19 protein-coding genes and 1 pseudogene are annotated in these 21,400 nt (G+C 45.0%); all 20 read left to right on the forward strand.

Going from position 1 to position 21,400, the window contains the following annotated elements:
- Positions 1-14: 14 nt before the first annotated feature.
- Positions 15-1,019 (forward strand): Gfo/Idh/MocA family protein, encoded by a 1,005-nt coding sequence (locus KI810_RS07590; protein WP_214174909.1) that lies wholly within the window; start codon positions 15-17, stop codon positions 1,017-1,019.
- Positions 1,020-1,168: 149 nt separating this feature from the next.
- Positions 1,169-1,516, forward strand: a pseudogene (locus KI810_RS07595) (acyltransferase); the annotation flags it as partial.
- Between the two features lie 21 nt (positions 1,517-1,537).
- Complete coding sequence (locus KI810_RS07600; protein ID WP_214174911.1) at positions 1,538-2,644, forward strand: DegT/DnrJ/EryC1/StrS family aminotransferase; 1,107 nt, start codon at positions 1,538-1,540, stop codon at positions 2,642-2,644.
- A 63-nt stretch (positions 2,645-2,707) separates the two neighbouring features.
- Positions 2,708-3,745 carry a lipid II:glycine glycyltransferase FemX gene (locus KI810_RS07605; RefSeq protein WP_214174912.1) on the forward strand — a complete coding sequence of 346 codons (1,038 nt, stop codon included), beginning with the start codon at positions 2,708-2,710 and terminating at the stop codon, positions 3,743-3,745.
- Positions 3,746-3,769: 24 nt separating this feature from the next.
- Positions 3,770-4,699 (forward strand): polysaccharide deacetylase family protein, encoded by a 930-nt coding sequence (locus KI810_RS07610; RefSeq protein WP_214174913.1) that lies wholly within the window; start codon positions 3,770-3,772, stop codon positions 4,697-4,699.
- A 20-nt stretch (positions 4,700-4,719) separates the two neighbouring features.
- Positions 4,720-4,959: an acyl carrier protein gene (locus KI810_RS07615; protein WP_214174914.1), complete on the forward strand. Its 240-nt coding sequence runs from the start codon at positions 4,720-4,722 to the stop codon at positions 4,957-4,959.
- A gap of 47 nt (positions 4,960-5,006) precedes the next feature.
- The gene (locus tag KI810_RS07620) at positions 5,007-5,636 is read left to right on the forward strand and encodes a GNAT family N-acetyltransferase (protein WP_214174915.1); all 630 of its coding nucleotides are present in this window, start codon (positions 5,007-5,009) and stop codon (positions 5,634-5,636) included.
- Between the two features lie 55 nt (positions 5,637-5,691).
- Positions 5,692-6,708 (forward strand): agmatinase family protein, encoded by a 1,017-nt coding sequence (locus KI810_RS07625; protein ID WP_214174916.1) that lies wholly within the window; start codon positions 5,692-5,694, stop codon positions 6,706-6,708.
- A 58-nt stretch (positions 6,709-6,766) separates the two neighbouring features.
- On the forward strand, positions 6,767-7,915 hold the full coding sequence (locus KI810_RS07630) for an acyl-CoA dehydrogenase family protein (protein WP_246525368.1): 1,149 nt from the start codon (positions 6,767-6,769) through the stop codon (positions 7,913-7,915).
- Positions 7,916-7,940: 25 nt separating this feature from the next.
- A complete protein-coding gene (locus tag KI810_RS07635) occupies positions 7,941-8,855 on the forward strand; it encodes a glycosyltransferase family 2 protein (RefSeq protein WP_214174917.1) in 915 nt (304 codons plus the stop codon).
- 222 nt (positions 8,856-9,077) lie between these two features.
- Complete coding sequence (locus KI810_RS07640) at positions 9,078-10,685, forward strand: amino acid adenylation domain-containing protein (RefSeq protein ID WP_214174918.1); 1,608 nt, start codon at positions 9,078-9,080, stop codon at positions 10,683-10,685.
- Positions 10,686-10,792: 107 nt separating this feature from the next.
- On the forward strand, positions 10,793-12,016 hold the full coding sequence (locus tag KI810_RS07645; RefSeq protein ID WP_214174919.1) for a glycosyltransferase family 4 protein: 1,224 nt from the start codon (positions 10,793-10,795) through the stop codon (positions 12,014-12,016).
- Positions 12,013-12,888, forward strand: a complete 876-nt coding sequence (locus KI810_RS07650) for a polysaccharide deacetylase family protein (RefSeq protein WP_214174920.1) — start codon at positions 12,013-12,015, stop codon at positions 12,886-12,888. Before KI810_RS07645 ends, KI810_RS07650 begins: the two co-directional genes overlap by 4 nt.
- A 17-nt stretch (positions 12,889-12,905) precedes the next feature.
- Entirely contained in the window at positions 12,906-13,904 is a 999-nt protein-coding gene (locus KI810_RS07655; RefSeq protein ID WP_214174921.1) for a glycosyltransferase, read from the forward strand.
- Between the two features lie 35 nt (positions 13,905-13,939).
- Complete coding sequence (locus tag KI810_RS07660; RefSeq protein WP_214174922.1) at positions 13,940-15,151, forward strand: glycosyltransferase family 4 protein; 1,212 nt, start codon at positions 13,940-13,942, stop codon at positions 15,149-15,151.
- Positions 15,152-15,198: 47 nt separating this feature from the next.
- On the forward strand, positions 15,199-16,572 hold the full coding sequence (locus KI810_RS07665; protein ID WP_214174923.1) for an O-antigen ligase family protein: 1,374 nt from the start codon (positions 15,199-15,201) through the stop codon (positions 16,570-16,572).
- Entirely contained in the window at positions 16,569-17,996 is a 1,428-nt protein-coding gene (locus KI810_RS07670) for a flippase (protein ID WP_214174924.1), read from the forward strand. Before KI810_RS07665 ends, KI810_RS07670 begins: the two co-directional genes overlap by 4 nt.
- A 2-nt stretch (positions 17,997-17,998) precedes the next feature.
- Complete coding sequence (locus KI810_RS07675; protein WP_214174925.1) at positions 17,999-19,270, forward strand: glycosyltransferase family protein; 1,272 nt, start codon at positions 17,999-18,001, stop codon at positions 19,268-19,270.
- Complete coding sequence (locus KI810_RS17430) at positions 19,260-20,165, forward strand: class I SAM-dependent methyltransferase (RefSeq protein ID WP_214174926.1); 906 nt, start codon at positions 19,260-19,262, stop codon at positions 20,163-20,165. The genes KI810_RS07675 and KI810_RS17430 overlap by 11 nt, the downstream gene beginning before the upstream one ends.
- Positions 20,166-20,217: 52 nt before the next feature.
- Entirely contained in the window at positions 20,218-21,393 is a 1,176-nt protein-coding gene (locus tag KI810_RS07685; RefSeq protein WP_214174927.1) for a glycosyltransferase, read from the forward strand.
- The last annotated feature ends 7 nt before the right edge of the window (positions 21,394-21,400 follow it).

Consider the following 21,400-nt stretch of genomic DNA (forward strand, 5'->3'; position numbering starts at 1 on the left):
GAAGGGGGACTTACATGATAAATCTGGGCGTTATCGGATATGGTTACTGGGGACCAAACGTCGTCAGGAATTTCAACGGCATTCCCAATGCTGAAGTCGTTTCAATCTGCGATTATCAGCAAAATGCCCTGAAACGGGCGAAGAATATCTATCCCAAGACAAACATCATCAGCGACTGCCGGGAGATACTCTTTTCACCCCGCATCGACGCGGTGGCCATCGTCACGCCGGTTTCCACCCATTATGACATTGCCCGGCAGGCGTTGGAGAACGGCAAGCACATCTTCATCGAGAAACCGTTCACCTCGTCAGTGGAGCAGGCGGAAAAACTTATCGAACTGGCTGAAAAAAAGAACTTAAAGATCATGGTTGACCATACGTTTCTCTTCACCGGCGCGGTCAAGAAAATCAAGCAACTCATCGACGACGGTACCATCGGCGATCTCTATTATTTCGACTCCACGCGGGTAAATCTCGGGCTGTTCCAGAAGGATGTGAACGTGGTCTGGGACCTTGCTCCCCACGATCTCTCCATCATGGATTATCTCTTCAACAAGAATGCCGTTGCGGTTGCGGCCACCGGCATGGCCCATTTCGACAATGACCTGGAAAATGTGGCGTACATAACGGTCTATCTTTCCGGAAATCTCATTGCCCATATCAACGTGAACTGGTTGTCGCCGGTCAAGATCCGAATGACCATGATTGGCGGGTGCAAGAAAATGGTGGTCTGGAACGACCTGGTTTCCGATGAAAAGCTGCGTGTATATGACCGGGGAGTCGAACCCGAAGACAAGGTGAGCGCCTATCCCCTGCGGGTGAACTACCGTTCCGGAGACATGTGGGCGCCCAAAGTGGAACAGTCAGAAGCGCTGAAGGAAGAGGCGGAGTATTTCATCGATTGCATAGCCAACGACAAGAAACCGTTCAACGACGGATATTCTGGGCTGCGCGTCATAAAGATGCTTGAAGCGACCGAACGCTCTATCAAAAAGGGGGGCGAGCTCGTCTATCTTTGAGTCTGTTTATTACCAGAAAACAGGAGGGGACCGTGGGAGAATATATCTGCATATCAGACGACGTAAAACTGGGAGCTAATGTCAAGCTCACCAAGTTCATCAACCTCTACGGTTGCACCATCGGCGATAACAGCAAGATCGGCGCATTCGTGGAAATCCAGAAAAACGCGTTCATCGGCAAAAACTGCAAGATTTCAAGCCACACCTTCATATGCGAAGGGGTGACCATCGAAGACAACGTATTTATCGGGCACAACGTCACGTTCATCAATGATCTCTACCCACGGTCTACTACGGAGAGTGGCCAGCTTCAGACCGAAGCGGACTGGGTATGCGGTACCACCCTCATAAAAAAGGGGGCGTCGGTCGGTTCCAGTTCGACGCTTCTGTGCGGGGTAACCATAGGTGAAAATGCCATCGTTGGGGCGGGGAGTGTGGTGACCAAGGATGTTCCCGCAAATACCGTCGTGGCGGGGAATCCTGCCCGCATTCTGAAAAAGCTGTAGGGAGGAAGAGCAATGAAAGTTCCGTTTCTCGATTTGAAAGCCCAGTACGATGCCATTGCCGGTGAAATCGACGACGCCATACGGCAGGTAATCGAACGTACCGCCTTTTCCGGAGGCCCATTTGTGAGCGCCTTCGAAGAGCAGTTCGCCGCATTCTGCCAGTGCAAGCATGCCATTGGCGTGGGAAGCGGCACCGAGGCCCTCTGGCTTGCCCTTGCCGCGCTCGATATAGGACCGGGAGATGAGGTCGTCACCGTTCCCAACTCGTTTATTGCCACTGCCGAAGCCATCAGTTTTTGCGGTGCAACGCCGGTTTTCGTCGACGTCAACGGGGAGAGCCAGACCATGGACCCCAACCTCCTCGAAGCTGCGATAACAGAACGCACCAGGGCGGTCATCCCGGTCCACCTGTTCGGCCAGATGGCCGACATGGGGCCAATCATGGAGATTGCCCGTCGGCATAACCTGTTCGTGGTGGAAGATGCCTGCCAGGCGCACGGAGCTGAGTATAACGGTCGGCCGGCCGGTTCAATCGGCAATTTCGGCTGTTTCAGCTTTTATCCCGGCAAGAACCTCGGTGCATATGGTGAGGCCGGAGGTGTAGTGACAAACAGTGATGAAATGAGTGAGAAGATAAAAATGATCCGCGATCATGGCCAGTCGAAGAAATATCACCATGCCATGATTGGGTGGAACGGCCGGATGGACGGTATCCAGGGAGCCGTCCTGAGTGTGAAGCTCAAGTATCTTGCCGGCTGGAATGATGCGCGCCGAAAAAATGCCCGGTTATATACCAGTCTCCTGAACTCCATTGATGGCGTTATTCCTCCCCGGGAAATGGATTACTCGCGGCATATCTACCATGTCTATGCGGTAAAGGCCAGGAACCGCGACTCCCTCATGGCAGCATTGACAGAACAGGGTATAAGCTGCGGCATCCATTATCCGGTGCCGATTCACCTGCAGAATGCCTATCAGTACATGGGAGCGGGGAAGGGAGCATTCCCCGTGGCGGAAAAATGCGCGGAAGAAATCGTTTCTCTCCCCATGTTTCCCGAACTGACTGAAGAGCAGGTTAACTTCGTTGTCGGGGAGATACGGCGGTTCTGCTCAGTGTAGGTAATCCAATCAAATAGTTGGTTAATCTCCTATTGTGCAGGTTGAAAGATTGAATATCTAACAATGGAAAAGCCATTCGTAATGATAAATCCTGTTGAGTATTCTAACTGGAATGATGCCATTCTTCAGGATTTGAACTGCTCAATTTTTCATTCATCCAATTGGGCATCGGTACTTTCTGAATCTTACAACTATAAACCGCTCTATTATATTCTTAGGAAAAATGACCGGATAAACGCTTTGATACCGTTCATGGAAATCAACACCGCATTGACTGAAAAAAGAGGGGTATCTCTCCCTTTTACAGACTATTGCGATCCCCTGTTTGCAGACGGTGTAGTGTTCAAAGAACTGTTGGGCGATATGATCGAATATGGTGAAAAATCGAAATGGAAGTCCCTTGAATTTAGAACCGAAAATCCGTTGTCATCCATTCCCGTGTCTTTTCAGTTCTATGGCCATTCGCTGGATATTTCCAGGAATGAAGAAACAATTGTTTCCGGTTTCCGCGACAGCACAAGAAGAAACATTAAAAAGGCGGAAAAGGAAGGGGTTGCGGTCACAATCGACCGGACATTTGATTCTGTAAGGGAGTTCTATCGTCTAAACTGTTTAACGAGAAAAGACCATGGTCTACCCTGTCAGCCGTATATATTTTTTGAAAAAATGTATTCCCATATCATAGCAAAGAATCTTGGTGTCGTGATTCTCGCAACAATAAACGAAATAAACATTGCAGGGGCAGTCTTTTTTAATTTCGGTAACAGGGTGATCTATAAATACGGGGCATCTGACAGAAATTATCTGCATCTCAGAGCCAACAACCTGATCATGTGGAAAGCAATTCAGTGGTATTGCGGGCAGGGATATCAACGTTTCAATTTTGGCAGGACTGAACGAGAAAATACCGGTCTTCTGCAATTCAAAAGAGGATGGGGTGCGCGTGAATATTCAATCAATTACTACAAATACGATTTCAGGCAAAGGGCATTTGTTTCGGACCACGTAAAAGTAACAGGATTGCATAATCGTATTTTTCGAATGATGCCGATTCCTTTGCTCAAAATTGCCGGAGCTATACTGTACCGGCATGCCGGGTGAGCAGATGAAGACGGGGATATATAAATGAACAGTTGCTACAATGAAATTTATTACTGTGTTAAGCCGCTCATACCGAGATGGGTTCAGATATATGTTCGAAGACTGTTCATTCAATACCAACTTGTGAAATATAGGAATGTCTGGCCGATAGATGAAAATGGTGGCAAGGAACCGGCCGGGTGGCAGGGATGGCCCGAAGGCAAGAAATTTGCCCTTGTTCTTACGCACGATGTTGACTCGGCGCAAGGTCAGAATAAATGTCTCGATCTTATGAGACTCGATGAGGAACTAGGCTTTAGATCATCCTTCAATTTCGTTCCTTTAAGATATTCGGTGTCATCCGATATCCTCGCTATACTCAGGAAACGCGGATTCGAAGTCGGAGTGCATGGACTGTATCATGATGGAAAGTATTATCTGTCAAAGGGCATATTTTTAAGACGGGCTGCAAAAATAAATGATTTCCTCAAGAAGTGGCAGGCCGTGGGCTACAGGGCTCCTGCCATGTATCACAAACTGGATTGGTTCCATGAACTGGAAATCGAATATGATGCCTCAACATTCGATACCGATCCCTTCGAGCCCCATGCAGTCGGTGTAGGAACCATATTCCCTTTTTTTGTTAAAGACCCAGCGATGAAAAGGGGCTACGTAGAATTACCCTACACACTGCCGCAAGATTTTTCGCTCTATATACTCATGCAAAAGAACAATATAGATATCTGGAAACAAAAAATGGCGTGGGTGGTTGAACGGGGAGGAATGGTCCTTATAAACACGCATCCTGACTACATGGATTTCAACGGGGATAAGTCGATTGAAGGATATCCTGCACAATATTATCAGGAATTCCTCAGGCATATACGAGAGAGGTATGACGGCCAATACTGGCACGCACTTCCGAGAGATGTAGCACGCTTCTGGAGGAGCGAATATTGTAAAATGTGTGAGTGATACAAAAGGGAGGGCCTTTCATGAAGGATAAGACGCTCATACAACAATTCATAATGAATGAACTCATGCGTGGCAAGAATGTTTCTGGCCTGGAAGTGACAGATAATTTAATTGAAACCGGCGTAATTGATTCATTGGGCATACAAATTCTTATCTCGTTTCTTGAACGTAACTTTTCTATTGCTATAGCCGATGAAGATTTGATACCTGACAATTTCGAGTCTGTTGATGCAATCTGGGCTTTTGTCACCAGGGATTGACACTAAGTAATCTATAACGGAACGGATCAGTTGCGAAGGATGGTTTTATGAAACGGTTTGTTATGAGAGTTATACAAGTTTATGAATTCATAAAGCATAACGGATTATCATCTTTTTTGCATGAGATTGTTTATCGTAACAGAACTGCCATTGTAGTTGAAAAAAGCCTGCTTGAATTTGATGCTGATAAGGAGCAGTCTGAGAATTATCCCATTGGTGTGATAGAACTGCGACCGGAATTTCTGGCAGAAAATAGATTCAACTATGCAGTGAAAAACAGACATCTGAAGGCTACCCATTATCTGAAAAAGGGATATGGTGGTTGTGCAATCATAAGAGATGAAAAGATAGTAGGGGATATCTGGTTTACGGCACTAGACAGGAAAGCTGAGAATTATCATCACCCCGACTGCAAATGGCTGCAAATCAGTTGTGCGGAAGACCATGTGTACACGTTTGATATGTTTTTGAGCCCTGATGAACGTGGTAACAATCTCGCGTCATTGTTGCAGACTAGTGCTTTGAAGGCACTTCGGCAAAAGGGATTCACTAAGGCGTACGGGTATTACTGGAGTGATAACGTACCGGCGCTCTGGGTACACAGAATGGGGAAATGGAGAGAGGTCAAACGCTTGAAAGTGAACAGATTTTTATTTTTCAAGCAAGCTGTTGCCTGATGGGGTTTTGTCATGCCGATGCTCATGACCTGTTTTCCACAAGAAGGAGGCACCTATGCGTAACAGCAAAGACATCCCGATGGTACCGAATAGAAAGGCTTCTATGCCGGTTGTGTATGGAGACACTCCGTCATTTCTCGGCGTTGACGTACTTGATCCGCGTTCACTTAAGAAAGGATATGATGTTATTGTTGCCGGAGTGCCGTGGGAGGGGACTATAACTTGGGGGTCTTTTTCCGGATGCGAACATGCGCCACGAACAATCAGGCATGCCTCTGCCCGTTATGGTGGGTTCCTGCCAGAATATGAGATAGATCTCTTCGATTATCTCAGAATTGGCGATATCGGTGACACACAAGTCGCCACGTCAGATCCCGCAGAGACGATGAAAAATGTATATGAAGCGATGGACGCAATATACAAAAATAACAGCATCCCCATCGTGCTGGGAGGAGATCATTCGTTCACGCAAGAGATAATCAAAGCGCACAGCGCAAATTACGATGGAAACATCGGCGTCATACATCTTGATGCCCATTTCGACAATTCAAGCAGATTCGGGGACGATGAATTCCCACGGTGCGGCCCCATACATAGAACCGCGCTAATCGATAAAGTCAGAAATGAAAGCATCGTCCATGTGGGGATCAGGGGGCCGAGGAACTCTCCGTCACAGTTTGAATATGCAAGGGAAATTGGTGCTTCAATCTTTACCATCAGGGATATCAGGCACCAAGGGATCGACAGTGTCATTGAGAGAGCGATCACCATTGCACGAAAAAATACACAGCACCTCTTTGTCTCGATCTGCAGCGATTGCATCGATGCGGCGTTCAACCCCGGTGGCCCAGCTGATTTCAACGGTCTTTTTCCCCATGAATTGTTTTCTGCACTGTACCGGCTTGGCGAAGAAGGGATAGCGGGTCTTGACTATGTCGAGATTTATCCCAAGCAGGATCCGATGTCGTTTTCATCTCACCTTGCTTCATGGGGACTGATCCACGTGCTGGCGGGACTGGCCACAAAAAGAAAGAGAGTAGAATCACCATTGTTGCCTAGCACACAACAATAAGGAAGTTTGACCCAACCCTCATCTCATGCAAGTAATTGAATAACCGGGATCTACTTATATGATGGATTTTTCGTTGACCGAAGACCAGATAGCTTTCAAGAAGGCCGCCATAGAGTTTGCCGGACGCGAACTCAATGAAGGCGCCATGCAACGCGAAAGGAACCGTGAGTTCAATCAGGCGGGTTGGGGAAAATGCGCGCAATTTGGCATACAAGGTCTGACGTTGCCGCAGCGCTACGGCGGTCTGGAGATGGATATCCTTACCAGCATCGCGGCGATGGAGGGAATGGGGTATGCCTGCCGCGACAGCGGATTACTCTTCTCTCTGAGCTCCCACATCTGGACCTGTGAAATGCCGATTCTGAAATTCGGAACAGATGAACAGAAAGAGAGATACCTCGCCGGTCTTGCAAGCGGGTCTTTAATAGGAGGACATGCCATGACGGAGCCGGATTTCGGTTCCGATGCATTCAGCATAAAATGCAAGGCAGTGAAAAATGGGAATACCTATGTTTTGAATGGGACAAAAACATTCATAACAAATGCTCCCCTAGCAGATATTCTCCTCGTCTTTGCCGTTACAGATACTACCAAAAAGTTCGCCGGTCTTACCGTATTCATGGTCGAAAAGACGTTCCCAGGTTTTTCGGTCGGCAAGTGCGAGGAACTGATGGGCTTGAAAACCTGCCCTCTTGGAGAGGTAATTCTCCAGGACTGTGAAGTGCCTGAAGAAAACAGATTAGGTGGGGAGGGAGCCGGCGCAGCCATATTCAATTCGGAAATGGAATACGAGCGCAGCTGCCTGTTTGCAACTCATGTGGGTGCAATGGAAAAAATACTTGATGAATGCATCAGCTATGCAAAAGTCCGGGAGCAGTTCGGGAAACCGATCGGAAGCAATCAATCAATATCTCACAAAATAGCAGACATGAAAGTGCGTGTGGAGTTGTCACGACTCATGCTCTATAAAGCGGCCTGGATGAAAGCGCAGGGGAAAAGAGCTCCAATAGAATCTGCGATAGCTAAGCTCTATATCAGCGAGAGCTATGTGCAAAATTGCCTAGAAGCGATACAGATTCATGGAGGCTATGGTTACTCGACAGAACTGGATTTTGAACGGCATCTGCGTGATTCTGTCGCGGGGAAGATATATTCTGGTACCTCGGAGATACAGAGGAATATTATTGCTAACTTTCTTGGGCTGTAATTGCATCTGAAGGAGAATAACCAAAATGAGCAATAAATTCAGTGTGATTATAGCTACATATAATTGCGAAGAGTATCTTCGCCAAGCAATTGAATCGGTACTGGCACAAACTTTTACAGATTATGAGTTCATTGTGGTTGATGATGGATCTACTGATGGTACGCAGGGCATAATTCAGTCCTATGGGCCGAGGATAAAATACATACGGCAGGAAAACCAGGGATCCGAAATGGCTTACAAAACTGGTGTGTCTCATGCGAGTGGTGAGTACATGGCATTTTTGGATAGCGATGATCTCTTCCTTCCGAACGCATTGGCAACGTACGATAAAATTATCAGACAACTTGAGTCACCCCCTTTGATTATTGGCGCAATGCAACGATTTTTCCAAAATGAGGATGTTGACATGGATTCCGGATGTGTGAACGATGATGCCGAGGTTTTCATATACCGGGATTACCTGTCCAAGGATGTGGGGATCGGCCTTTCACAGAGTAGAATCCTCATGCATAAGACCCTTTTTGACCAGGTATATGGCCTGCTGAAAAGATCAAAACCCTGTTATTTGAACGATTACGACTTGCTCCTCCAAGCTGGGATATACGGGCCATGCATAATCGTTAAATCACCAGTAACAGTTGCCTACAGGCAACACGAGAAGCAAGGGAGCAGGCAAATAGAAAAAATGAGTCAAGGGGTGTTGTATCTGCTTCATTCAGTTTGGCAAGGTAAGTGTAGTGGCGGGAGGTCTCGTTTTTTTGACAAGTGTGCGTATCTGGGCGGTCCTGTGTATGAGTGGAGCAGTAAGGCATTCAAAATTAAGCGGCCGGGCTTGGCTTTCAAAATAATTATAAACGGGTGGCTGATGCTATTGGCTGCTGTATTAAAAAAAATAGCAATTATGTTTAGATGCCCCGCTAAGGCATTGATCATCACTTAATAGAGAGCCGCATAAATTTTTACCAGAATTACAAAGTCAACAACTAAGAAACGGTTTAATGCCAGGGGGGAGTTTGCTCTTGAGGCACTGGTAAGCTTCGACGAGGCGTCACGTCGATACTTTGAATCGCTTCAGGAGCATTGAGGCTCCAAAGAATCACCGACAGTTAGGCAGCCCGTCCAGTATCACAACCGGCTGTTAATACCTGACAAGGGAAAAACCATGTTCCTGTTACCGCATCTTCTTTCAGCAACAACCGAAAAATACCCGGACAAAGACGCCGTGGTTTTAGGTGAGAGCACGATAAGCTATGCGGAGTTGGAACGGAAGAGCAGTCAATTGGCCTTTTCGCTCGTGGAGCAGGGGGTCAAAAGGGGAGACAGAGTTGGGATGCTGCTGAAGAAATCGATCGAGTCGATCATCTCTCTCTTTGGAATAATGAAGGCGGGGGCAATCTATGTGCCGATTGATCCCCTTGCACCGGTTGCGAGGTCACAATACATTATCCAGAACTGCGGCATTGACTGCCTGATCACATCTGCTCAAGGAATATCTGATCTCTTCGCTGTGGGAGAAACGGTGCTGCTGCCAAGGAAATCGATTGTCGTAGGGCTGAATAAGGAACTCTCTTCTCGGCAGCGACCCGGTATGGAATGCATCGCGTGGGAAGATATCGGGGACAGTAAACCGGTGAATTATTGCCAAGCTTCAATAGCCGATGTCTATCCGGCATACATACTTCATACTTCGGGATCGACAGGGACCCCGAAAGGGGTCGTAATCTCTCATCTTAACGCCCTGAGCTTTGTGAACATGGTAACGGATTTCTTTCAGATAAGCCCTTATGACCGGATTGCAAGCCATGCACCTCTTCATTTCGATCTTTCGGTATTTGACGTTTTTGGAGCAGTTAGAAAAGGCGCCACAATAGACCTTGTGCCGGAATTCTTGTCAACATTCCCTGTAAAATTGGCAGAATTCATCGACAGGAGGGGCATCTCCGTGTGGAACTCGGTCTCTTCTGTCTTGACCATGCTCGCAGACAAAGGCGTACTTGAGCGTTCTGTTTTTGACTCTCTGCGGCTCGTGCATTTTTCAGGTGATATCATGCCGGCAAAATATCTGCGGGTACTGAAGAAGCATATGAGAAATGCGGCATTTTACAATATCTATGGGCAGACAGAGGCAAATTCATCGATGTTCTATCGGGTGGACGATATCCCGGCTGACGATGCTTGGAAGATCCCCATCGGTAGACCTTTTCCGAACATTGAAGTCAATGTGGTAAACGAACGCAATGAGGTCATCAACCATCCCGGGGAGGACGGTGAACTTCAGGTCAAGAGTTCAACGGTTGCCCTTGGGTACTGGAGCGATAAAGAAAAGACATCGGATAAATTCGTTCAGGAGCCAGGAAACTCTTCGTTCAGGTCAACAGTATACAGAACAGGGGACATTGTGCGCGCAGATGATGCTGGCAACTACCTGTTCGTCGGCAGAAAAGACCATATGATAAAAAGCAGGGGGTATCGTATCGAATTGAGTGAAATCGAACTTGTTCTGACCAGTCATCCTTTGGTCAGGCAGGCAGTAGTTATAGCTGTTCCGGATGAATTGATCGGGAATAAAATCATTGCATATGTTGTACAGTCAGAAGGGGACAAAATGGATGTCCATGACCTCTCCAACTACTGCTACAGATTCCTGCCGAAATACATGGTGCCAGAAACGTTTGAATTACTCTCTGACTTTCCAAAAACTTCGACCGGAAAGATTGACAGGAATTATTTTGAGGCTAAAGCGTTGATAAGCACTTCGCCTACTGTATGACTGTATTATTCGATGCCTGCAATAACTAGCTGGTGGCTGATTATATTCTGATCTACGAAGATAGCTTATATTAGTCAAGATGCATTACATGTTTACTGGATACATTTATGAGTCACACAACTACAAAAACTTTGCATGCATGTTTTATATATTATCAGGAGTTTGGGCAACTGTTATGTCGTGAAGCAACAGCATTGCAGAATGCTGGTTACGACATTGATATCATATGTCTGAAGTCGAATGTAACCGAAAAAATTCACCAATCCTATAATGGTATACGACTCTACAAAATTCACTCTCGTCCTACCGCGGAAAGGACGGTTTATTTGTATTTCTTAAGAATGTTTTTGTTTTTCTTGAAGTCGACATTATTGCTGAGCTATCTGAGTTTCAAAAGAAGATATTCTGTTGTACACGTTACTTCTCCTCCTGACATTGCGGTGTTTACAGCTGTTGTTCCTAAGCTCATGGGGGCTCAGATCATTTTGGACATCCACGACATCGGACCTGAGTTATACATGAGGAAGCTTAATGTTAAGGAAAATCATCCCGTCATAAAGATATTGAAGTTTCTCGAACGTGCTTCTGCAAAATTTTCTGATCATGTCATAACTGTTACCCACATCTGGAGGGACCGGCTTATATCGCGCTCTGTATCTCCGGATAAGTGCTCAGTGCTTCTCAATGTCCCTGATGTTGATCTATTCAAGATTTATCCGACTAACAGACGGGACAATGCAGAGGAATTCAATTTATTCTATCACGGTACATTGGAGGAGCATTTTGGAGTGGATACCCTCCTGGAGGCCATGCCATTGATAAAGTCGCACATTGACAATGTGCGACTGCACATCTACGGGCCAAAGCGGGGAAGACTGTTCGATAAACTTGTCAGTTATGCAGACAAGCATAATATGGGGAGTTTTGTTGTGTTCCATGGAGGAGTACCGTTTTATGAACTTCCGAAAATCCTCGTTGATGCAGACATTGGAATGGTGCCAACCAAGGACTCTGTATTTTCTGACGAAGCTGTGAGCATGAAGTCGTTTGAATATATTTTCTCGGGAATCCCCATCGTTATATCCAAAACCCAGGGGCACCAGTACTACTATGACGATTCCATGGTCAAGTTTTTTAAACCTTGCGACAGTGCTGATCTTGCAAGATCGGTTATTGAGCTGTATGAAAATAAAATTGCACTAGCACAACAGGTGCAAAACACCAAACGTTTCATAGACCAATACCGATGGGATACTTACAAGAATGTCTATTTGCAGATCATGAATCATGCCTCGGGAGAACAAGAGCAGGAGGGGAGTACCTCTGCATGACTCTCTTTCCAAAGCTGGAAAGATCATTGACTCTTTTTCGAAGGATTGTGCCTGCTACTCAATTACTGTCGGTGGGAACTATTCTTGTGTATCATGGTGTATGTAAAGCGGGGCTTTCGTCAGACCTGCTTCCTGACTCTGTCCTGGTAGAGGATTTTGACAGGCAAATGTGTTATCTCCATGATAACGACTATAATGTGGTGTCGTTACAGAATTTGGTTTCGTGCTTGGGGGCTGGCAAGGTCATTCCGGAAAATACAGTTGCAATAACATTCGATGATGGTTATCGGGACACCTATACAAATGCATACCCAATTCTGCAGAAATACGATCTACCTGCTACTGTCTTTATTACTGCTGCTTTCATTGGATCAGAAGCGCCATTTCCTTGGTTGACCTCATCTCGGGGAAATTCATTTGATGCGCGGTATCCAATGACGTGGAATGAGGTCGTCCAACTTCATGTTGCGGGAATGGAAATAGGATCTCACACCTATACACATCAATTCTTGCCTGTCTTGAGTCGGGAGCAGATTGACAAAGAATTAAAGCTGTCGCGGCAAGTCATTGCTGAAAAAACGGGTGTGGAAGTGCATTCGTTAGCTCTTCCCTATTCATATCCCCTGTCGCATCGCAGGTGGCCGACATTCAAAGAGCATCTTATGACCGCGCTGGTGCAGAATTCATATCACTATTGCTGCACAATGCTTCGTGGACACATTGTTGCGACAGACAATCCTTTCCTTCTTTCAAGAATACCTGTTGGCAAATATGACGATATGGAATTATTTAAAGCCAAGTTATCAGGATGGTATGCCTGGACCCGGTTTCCTCAATACTTTTTTCAGCGTTACTTAAAAACATACCAATAGTCGGAATTGAGGAAGCCATGGACTTTGAGTCGAATGCTATACTTAAACAAAATAATGTAGTTTTTATCAAATGGTTCCCTTATGACAAAAGGAATGAAGCTATCTCTAACTCAATTGGTGCCCGTTGTCTGTTCATTCATTCACTCAAGACAAGGACGCATGCAAATGCCCCGCTTCGTTACGTATTGCAATCTATCAAAACATTTATTCATTTGTGGAAAGAGAAGGCCAACACTGTTTTCGTGACTAATCCGCCGATTTTCGCTGTAGCTGCCGTCGCTTTATATTGTGCGGCCTGTAAAGGTCGCTATGTCATTGATTCCCACGGAGGTGTATTCAACCCTAAATGGAAGTTAGCTGAACCGCTTCATCGTTACCTGGTGCGTATGGCTCAATTGAATATAGTAACGAATCAGTCTTTTGAAAACATTTACAAAGAATGGGGAGGGAAGACCTATATTATCAATGATCTCGTTTTCGATATTCCTAAGCAGAATGAAGTTATGCTCAGTGAGAAATTCAATATAGTAGTTGTCTGTTCATTTGATCCGGATGAACCTGTCGAGGAAATCATTGCCGCAGCAGGAGAACTGCCGAAGGTTTCGTTTTACGTCACGGGAAATTATCAACGTTCGACGCGCGACCTGACTATCGGGAAACCGGATAATCTGTTTTTCACAGGATTCGTCCCCGATCAGGATTATTTCGATATACTCCACTCCTGTAATGCAGTAATGGTACTCGTTACTCAGGGGAATACCATGCAACAGGGTGCTTACGAAGCTGTATCGGTGAAAAAACCGATGATATTGTCCGATTGGGCAATCCTGAAAGAAACCTATCCGGAAGGAGCCATTTTCGTCGATAACTCCAAAGATTCCATCAGGGACGGGGTGCTCGACCTTGTAAACAATTATAAGGATTACTGTGCGCAGATGGAGATTTTGCATGAAAGGCGGAAACAGATATGGCAACAACGCTGTGAATATCTGCTCAAACTGGTGAATGACGCGTAAAACGCAGGGATTGGCTCCAATGTATGGGGGGTGTAATGAAGCTTGCATATCTCACTAATTATTTCCCATCGCTGACAGAAACTTTTATCTATCGCGAAGTTATGGAGTTGCAGCGTCGAAACTACAGCATCGACGTGTATTCACTGCGCAAGCCTGATCGCAATGATATATCCCAGGAAGCTGTCGGATTATATGATGCTACCCGCTATCTGCTGCCAATCGACGTTTTATACCTATGCAAATGTCATTTAAAGTATTTATTTGGACGACCACTTCGTTATGTCATGACATTGTGTAAAATGTTGACTGGTACTCACAAAAATCTGAAAGGGCGAATACGGAGCCTGATGCATTTCGGTGAAGGAGTCGTGCTGGCAGACATGATGTCGAAAGCAGGTGTAACACATATTCATTCGCACTATGCATCCCAATCTACTTCGGTTGCGCGGGTAATTCATTTGCTGGCTGGACTTCCCTATAGTTTTACGGGGCATGCACACGATATCTGGCATGATCAATTACTGTTGCCACAAAAGCTCGCTGAAGCAAAATTTGTCGTGACCTGTTCACACTTCGGCAGACAGTGGCTGCTCAAACAGATTGACCGCGATGTCTCAGGAAAAGTCCATGTGGTTTACCACGGACTGGATACGCGGAAATTTACTCCTCCTGTAAATGAAAAAAGGAAGAAGAATCTGGTCCTTAGTGTCGGAAGACTTGATGAAATAAAAGGGCACCCAGATTTAATAAGGGCTTGTGCGATTTTGCGAGACAAAAATTTTGACTTCGAGTGCGCGATAGTAGGTGAGGGGCCAATGCGTTCCGAGTTGGAGAAGCTGGTGGCGGCCTGCCAGTTAGAAGAATATGTAAAGCTTATCGGTGCTCTCCCCCAAGAGGAAATCATAACCTGTTACCAATCGGCGTGGGTCTTTGCACTACCCTGTGTGACAGTCAACGATGGTCGCCAAGACGGGCTTCCCAATGTTTTGATGGAAGCAATGTCATGCGGGCTGCCGGTCATAACCACGAAATGCACCGCCCAAACGGAGTTGATCGAGCACGAAAGGAATGGACTGCTGATTTCTCCCCATCAACCGGAGGAACTGGCGAACGCAATCATGGAACTATGCGAGGACGTAGGATTACGGGATTTGCTCCGGATGGACGCCCGTCTTAAGATGGAGCAGGAGTTTGACAACCAAAAGACAATAGAGCCGCTTTTGCGCTTATACGATCAATATCTGTAGCAGCAGATTGGTGCCTGGGTGTTCCGGGAGCAATCAAGGAACGAATCATGAAAGCCCTGTTTCCGATAATTGTCATTTATTCAATCCTTTTTATGGCAATTGGGTTGAAGGACATCAAGAGATTTCTCGTTCTTACCGGCGTGCTTTCCCTCCCTCTACAGATCGATTACACAATCATGAATACCCTTTGGGCAGACCGTGGTTGGTCTCAAGGAATACTGCTCAGGCTTTCCGATGTGTCCTTCATAATGCTTGCCGTTGTCATAGTGTGGGAAAACATGCGTAAGAACAACAGTTTGCTGCTTCTCCCTACAAGAATCTTTTGGCCGTTCGTCGGATTCGTGATGGCATGCCTGTTTTCTTTTGTCAATTCAAAATCGATTATAGTATCGGGTTATCAAGTGGCAATGATAACCAAGATTTTCTTTTTGTACTGCGTGGTCATGTATAACTATGTGATTGGCGAAAAAGAAATGCGGTTTGCAATCAATTGTATGGTCGCCTGCATGCTTATCCAGTCAGTGATCGCAATTGCACAAACGTATTTTCTATTTAATGTCGGCTTCCTCCGTACGGGACCGACTGTAGAGGAGATTATCCAGCTTGATTCAGGCATGATCCGCGCTTCAGGAACGACCACTCACCCTAATTCATTGGCATCATTTATAGTTCCGATCCTAATATCATATATAGCCATATATTTAGGAGACAAAAAATCCATGTATGGCACCCTGATTATATCTTTGTCGTTATTTGCACTGATACTAACCAATTCTCGCGGTGCCTGGATCGGGTTTAGCGTGGGACTTGTTGGCATGCTCTATCTGCTTGTTCATCACAAACAGATCAAAACGAAACAACTTATGCCGGTCTTTGTGTTAGTTATGATAGTGTTTGTCGCTACATCACCGTTAATCTATGAGCGCATCGTCGGTGACGACCACAACTCAGCGATGTCGAGATGGCCATTGATCCAACTTGCAGTATTGATGTTTAAGGAACACCCTTTTGTTGGGGTTGGGATCAATACGTTTATGTTGACGGTTAAAGACTACCTACCGCAAAGTCTTTCGGATATCTACTTATACAGCGTCCACAATCAGTATCTTCTTGTGCTGTCGGAAAGCGGCATTTTCGGACTCATCACATTCATCTGGATCATGGTCTCTATGCAAAAAGGGGTCACATTGAATGCTGGCAGTGGCAGGACATTCGCCAGAAGGCTTGGCATCGGTACAAGTATGGGGTTTTTGGCGATAGCTCTGCACATGATGGTAGATATCTACGTGTCCGAAATAGCGTTGGGAACAATCATGATCATGTATAGCATCTGTTCGGCGGGTAAGAAATATGGTGCTATGAACCACAGAATTCACGTCAACTCAAGTTTGCAGAAAAATTGCTTGAGGCCAAATATATGATTCTGGGTAAAGTTATTAAAAATAGCACGTATCTGTTTTTGTCTGAATTAATAGCAACATTAGTCAATTTCTTGGTGACTCTGCGGCTCATTAATCATTTAGGTACGAATGATTATGGCATCTGGAGTTCAGTTCAAGCACTTCCCGTAATGCTGCTTATTCTGTCAGATATGGGATTGAACAGTCTTATGTTGAGAATTATTGCCAGGGACGTCACACAGAAGGAAGAAATTGTTGGCAAATTCATACTTATAAAAATATTTATGAGTTTAATGTTTGTTTTTACGCTTGCATTGCTGGTACTACTAATAGGTTATGAACGACATATATGTAGCTATATGGTAGTGGTTTCTTTGGCACTCTGCTTCTCTGCCTTGTATGAAATGTTAATGACTGTTTACCGAGCCCAAGAAGATTTCAAATATGATGCCAAAATGAATATAATAGGCAAAGTGATGAATACAGTATTTATTTTGATAGTTATAGAATCCGGTCTCAGGATTGGTGGGCTTGTTGTTGCCCTTGTGCTAGTAAATATTATTATGTTGATGCTGATCCTTAAAAAATACGTAGCTGACAATAGTATTAAATTAGTCGCAATGAGCGTAAAAGAATGTGTTGTGATCGTTCGACAGGCATTGCCGTTTGCTATTATCTCGTTTATTTTGCCGGTATTTCTCCAGATCGACATCATCATGTTGTCTCGGCTTAAAACCTACGAATCGGTTGCTATATATAATGCCCCTTATCGCATAATTCTGTTCCTGTACATTGTGCCGTATGTGTTACGTAAGGCCATGTTTCCCAGTCTGTCTAATTTTTCAACTCACGATGGAAGTGCCTTTCAGAATTCATTCAACTATGCATGTAAACTTGTAATTCTCACCGGGGTACCGATGGCGGTTGGAATTTACTTGCTTGCGGATAAGATCATTCCTTTCTTATTCAGTGATACATTCAGTCAGTCCGTTGTACCTCTGAAAATAATGGCAATAATGATGGCTATGAATTATGTCAATTCCATATTCAACGTAACAATGTGTTCGAGTGGTAAGGAACATGCTGCGACAGTCCTGTTCATCTTTGCCACAATCTTTAACGCATTTTTAGATTTTTTACTTATTCCCCGCTATGATTTTATCGGTGCATGTATTGCATCGCTTGCAGCCGAAGGGTTATTAATATTTGGAGGATACTATATTATTAGAAATACGATTTGTGAACTGCAATTGGATGGTGAGTATGTAAAGATTGTGCTAGCTACAGTTGTCATGGGGACAGTAGTTGTTGTTACTATGAAAATGTTGCTACTCATTCAGATAGTCATAGGGATTTTAGTATATCTGATGTCATTATTTTTTATGGGCGTCATTACTCACGGACAAATCAATAATATACGCAAGTTATTCCTGGAAAAGGCTTAATTATGCGTAAAGTCCTCGTCATAGCTGATGATTTTCCCGGTCTGGGGGGGCGGAATCTGGGCCTCATCAACGGGTTGTCGAAGTTTGGCTACGAACCTATTGTTATTACAAACAGGAAACAGAATTATACTGTTTACAATGACGAACTGAAAAAACCTCTAACAATCTATACTACGCTCTGTTTTCATAAGACACCATTCAGACTATTTTCAAAAGTATTCAATTCATGGAGACTAAAAGAATATTTTGAAAGCATATTCTTTGTACCTGACCTCTATATAAATTGGGTTCCATTTGCAGTTGTCAGAGCTTTGTTCGTAATAGCAAGGGTTGATATACATGCGATCATTACCATTTCTCCTCCCGAAAGTGTTCATCTGACAGGTATGATTCTTAAAAAAATAACATGTATTAAATGGATCAGCGACTTTGAGGACTTGTGGACGGTAAAGCTCGTAAATTATAAACCTCCTACATTTATGCACGATTACGTAATCAAGTCTCTCGAAAGAATCATCTACAACAGCGTAGACCACATTGTCGCGAACACTGAAGGGAATAGAAATATCTACAGCAGGTTTTACGACGTTCCTGACGCAAAAATATCGGTTGTTGGTCTTGGGTACGACCGTGAGGAAATATATGCTCTAGACCGGAAACGTAAAACATCACGTAACACTGTTTTTACCATGGGTTACATGGGCTTTTTCGATAAAACCGGTTTCCCCTGGGAACAATATTTGGTGGTCGTTAAGCGACTTGTTGATGCACTCAACGGCGATCTTTGCTTGAAGATCTGTGGCACTGTTTCCAAGAAGGCTCTCGACTTCATACGCGATAACCACCTTGCTCCTTTTGTCGAGTTCTGCGGAACTTTGTCGCATGTCAAGGCTATGGAGGTTATGGCGGAAACTGATTTGCTCATTTTACTAATGTACGAAACAGAGTACAGTCAAGCGATCATACCTCATAAACTCTACTATTACCTTGGTCTGAACAAACCTATATTCGCCATTGCCCAGCATGACGGTGAGGTCGCGCAGATAGTGCGACGAACCAAATCGGGCATTGTCGTTTCTGTATCAGAAGAGGAGGTCATCTACAATACATTGCTGGGCTTTTATACAAGGTTCAAATCTAATGAAGAAGGACTAGTCTACAGCCCCATCGCGACTGAAGTTGAAAAATACGAAATATCTTATTCCAGCCACAAATTGGCTGCAGTTATCGACTTATTAACCCAATCTGCAGAAAGGAATGGCTATGTCACATAAATTGACGAAAGAAGTGTGGCATACACTAGCGTGTCCTTATTGTTCCGAAGCTCTGGAGGCAGTTAGAGATAGCGTGCACTGCAGTGGCTGCGATGCAGTATATCATTATTCCGCAGGTGGTCCGCTGGACTTGCGACTTCCCCGCCCGAGAACTTACTCCGGAGAATTTCGGATTGGAGTTAGCTCAGCTCCCGAGTACACGTTCCCCTACACTCAGCTTACAACTAATGAGGCACCTGAAGTAAATTACGACCAGGTGTCAACCCCTCGTCATCTGTCAAAGCAGATACTCAGTTATTTTCCTAAGGCAAGGTCTGGAGTTAGTTTGGCGCTTGATATCGGTTGCGGGACGGCAATCCATAAAGAGGTGTGTGAGAAGGCTGGATTCACCTATGTGGGCTTGGACTATAACTGTGATGAAGCGTCAATATTAGGTGATGCTCATGCCTTGCCATTCAAGGATGGTAGTTTCGACTTTCTTCTGTCAATTGCCGCTTTGGAGCATATGCGGTATCCGCATATTATGATGAAGGAGGCGTACCGTGTTCTAAAACCAGGTGGACGATTTGTTGGGACAGTTTCTTTTCTTGAGCCTTTTCATGATTACAGTTACTACCACCACTCACATCTGGGATTATTCAATTCCCTTCATTCGGGCGGGTTCGAGGTTGAACGGATCTCACCGAACGACAACTGGTCGGTACTGTTTGCTCAGGCCAAGATGATATTATTCCCGAACATGCCTAGCAATCTTGCCCGAACGCTTGTTTTGCCAGTGCATGTACTGCACCGACTCTGGTGGTTATTGGGAGGGAAGTTAAAAAGAAAAGACGTAGAACTGAAACGTCAGCTATCTACCGCCGGTGCATTTACCTTTATTGCTTTGCGGAATTGAGGCAGAAAATAATAGACCTTCCTGTCTAAACGAACCTAGTTGTGGGATGCACATGATACGATTGCACATTCTCGATTCCCGCTGCGGCGGGTATTTTCGTCATGCACCACCTTACATGCATGAAAAAATTCTTTCTTTATCCAGCCAGATAACGGGAGACTCTTTTCACTGGTATCCAATTTTTCTGAACAGGTATTACCTGAGTGAACTTGGCATGAGGTTCGATTTTTACTCAGAAATCTCTGATGAACTGTTTGACTGTGATATTTTGTTGTTAAGTTCCCATCATTTCGATATCGAGCGGAAAGATCATCAGGAACGTTTAAGGATATTGGCCCAATTGAAGGAGATGCGCAGTAGAGGCTGCAAAATTGCTTGGTTTGATATGCGAGACAGTACTGGGAACACTCAGTTTGAAGTTCTTCCCTATGTGGACAAATATCTCAAGAAACAGTATCTGAAGGACAAGAATCTTTACCGACAGCGCTTGTATGCGAATCGAATTTTCTCTGACTATTTTCATCAGAGATTTGGCGTTTCTGATTCTTATCATGAGGAGAATATTCCACTGCCGGTAGGCGCTGAATCTAAGTTGGAGCTATCGTGGAATCTTGGCCTCAGCGACCGCCGGACGGGTGGGTACTTGGAGAGAGTAGGGTATCTCCTGACTGATCTCTTGGAACGGGTACGTAATGTAGACCACCGAGTGAGATGGACTAACCCCATCATAAATCGGGACGTCAACTTGGTTGCCCTATTTCATACTAATTACCGGAGGAAGACCGTCGCCTTTCAGAGAATACGAGCATTGGATATTCTCGCGACCATGCATTTAGAAAGTAGTGTCATAGGCGGAAAGAACTTTAGCCGCCGGAACTACCTGAAACTGCTTGAAAGATCTAAAATAGTTCTAAGCCTTTTCGGCTGGGGAGAGCTCTGCTTCCGGGAGTTCGAAGCGTTCATGGCAGGAGCCTGTGTTATGATGCCAGATGTTTCCCATCTATCAACTTGGCCGGATATCTATATTCCCAAACAAACATATTGGCCTCTCCGGTGGGACCTTGAAGATCTTGAAGAATCGATTGATGTATTGCTGTCCAATGAACATGACCGACTGGAACTTGCGCAATTTGGACAGGAGATTTACCGACAGCAGTTTTCAAGGAATGGTCGTGAGATATTTAGTCAGCGATTGAAAAATATCATAAATGATATCCTAGGAAATTAGAAGGAAG

The organism is Geomobilimonas luticola (assembly GCF_018476905.1).
GTDB lineage: Bacteria > Desulfobacterota > Desulfuromonadia > Geobacterales > Geobacteraceae > Geomobilimonas > Geomobilimonas luticola.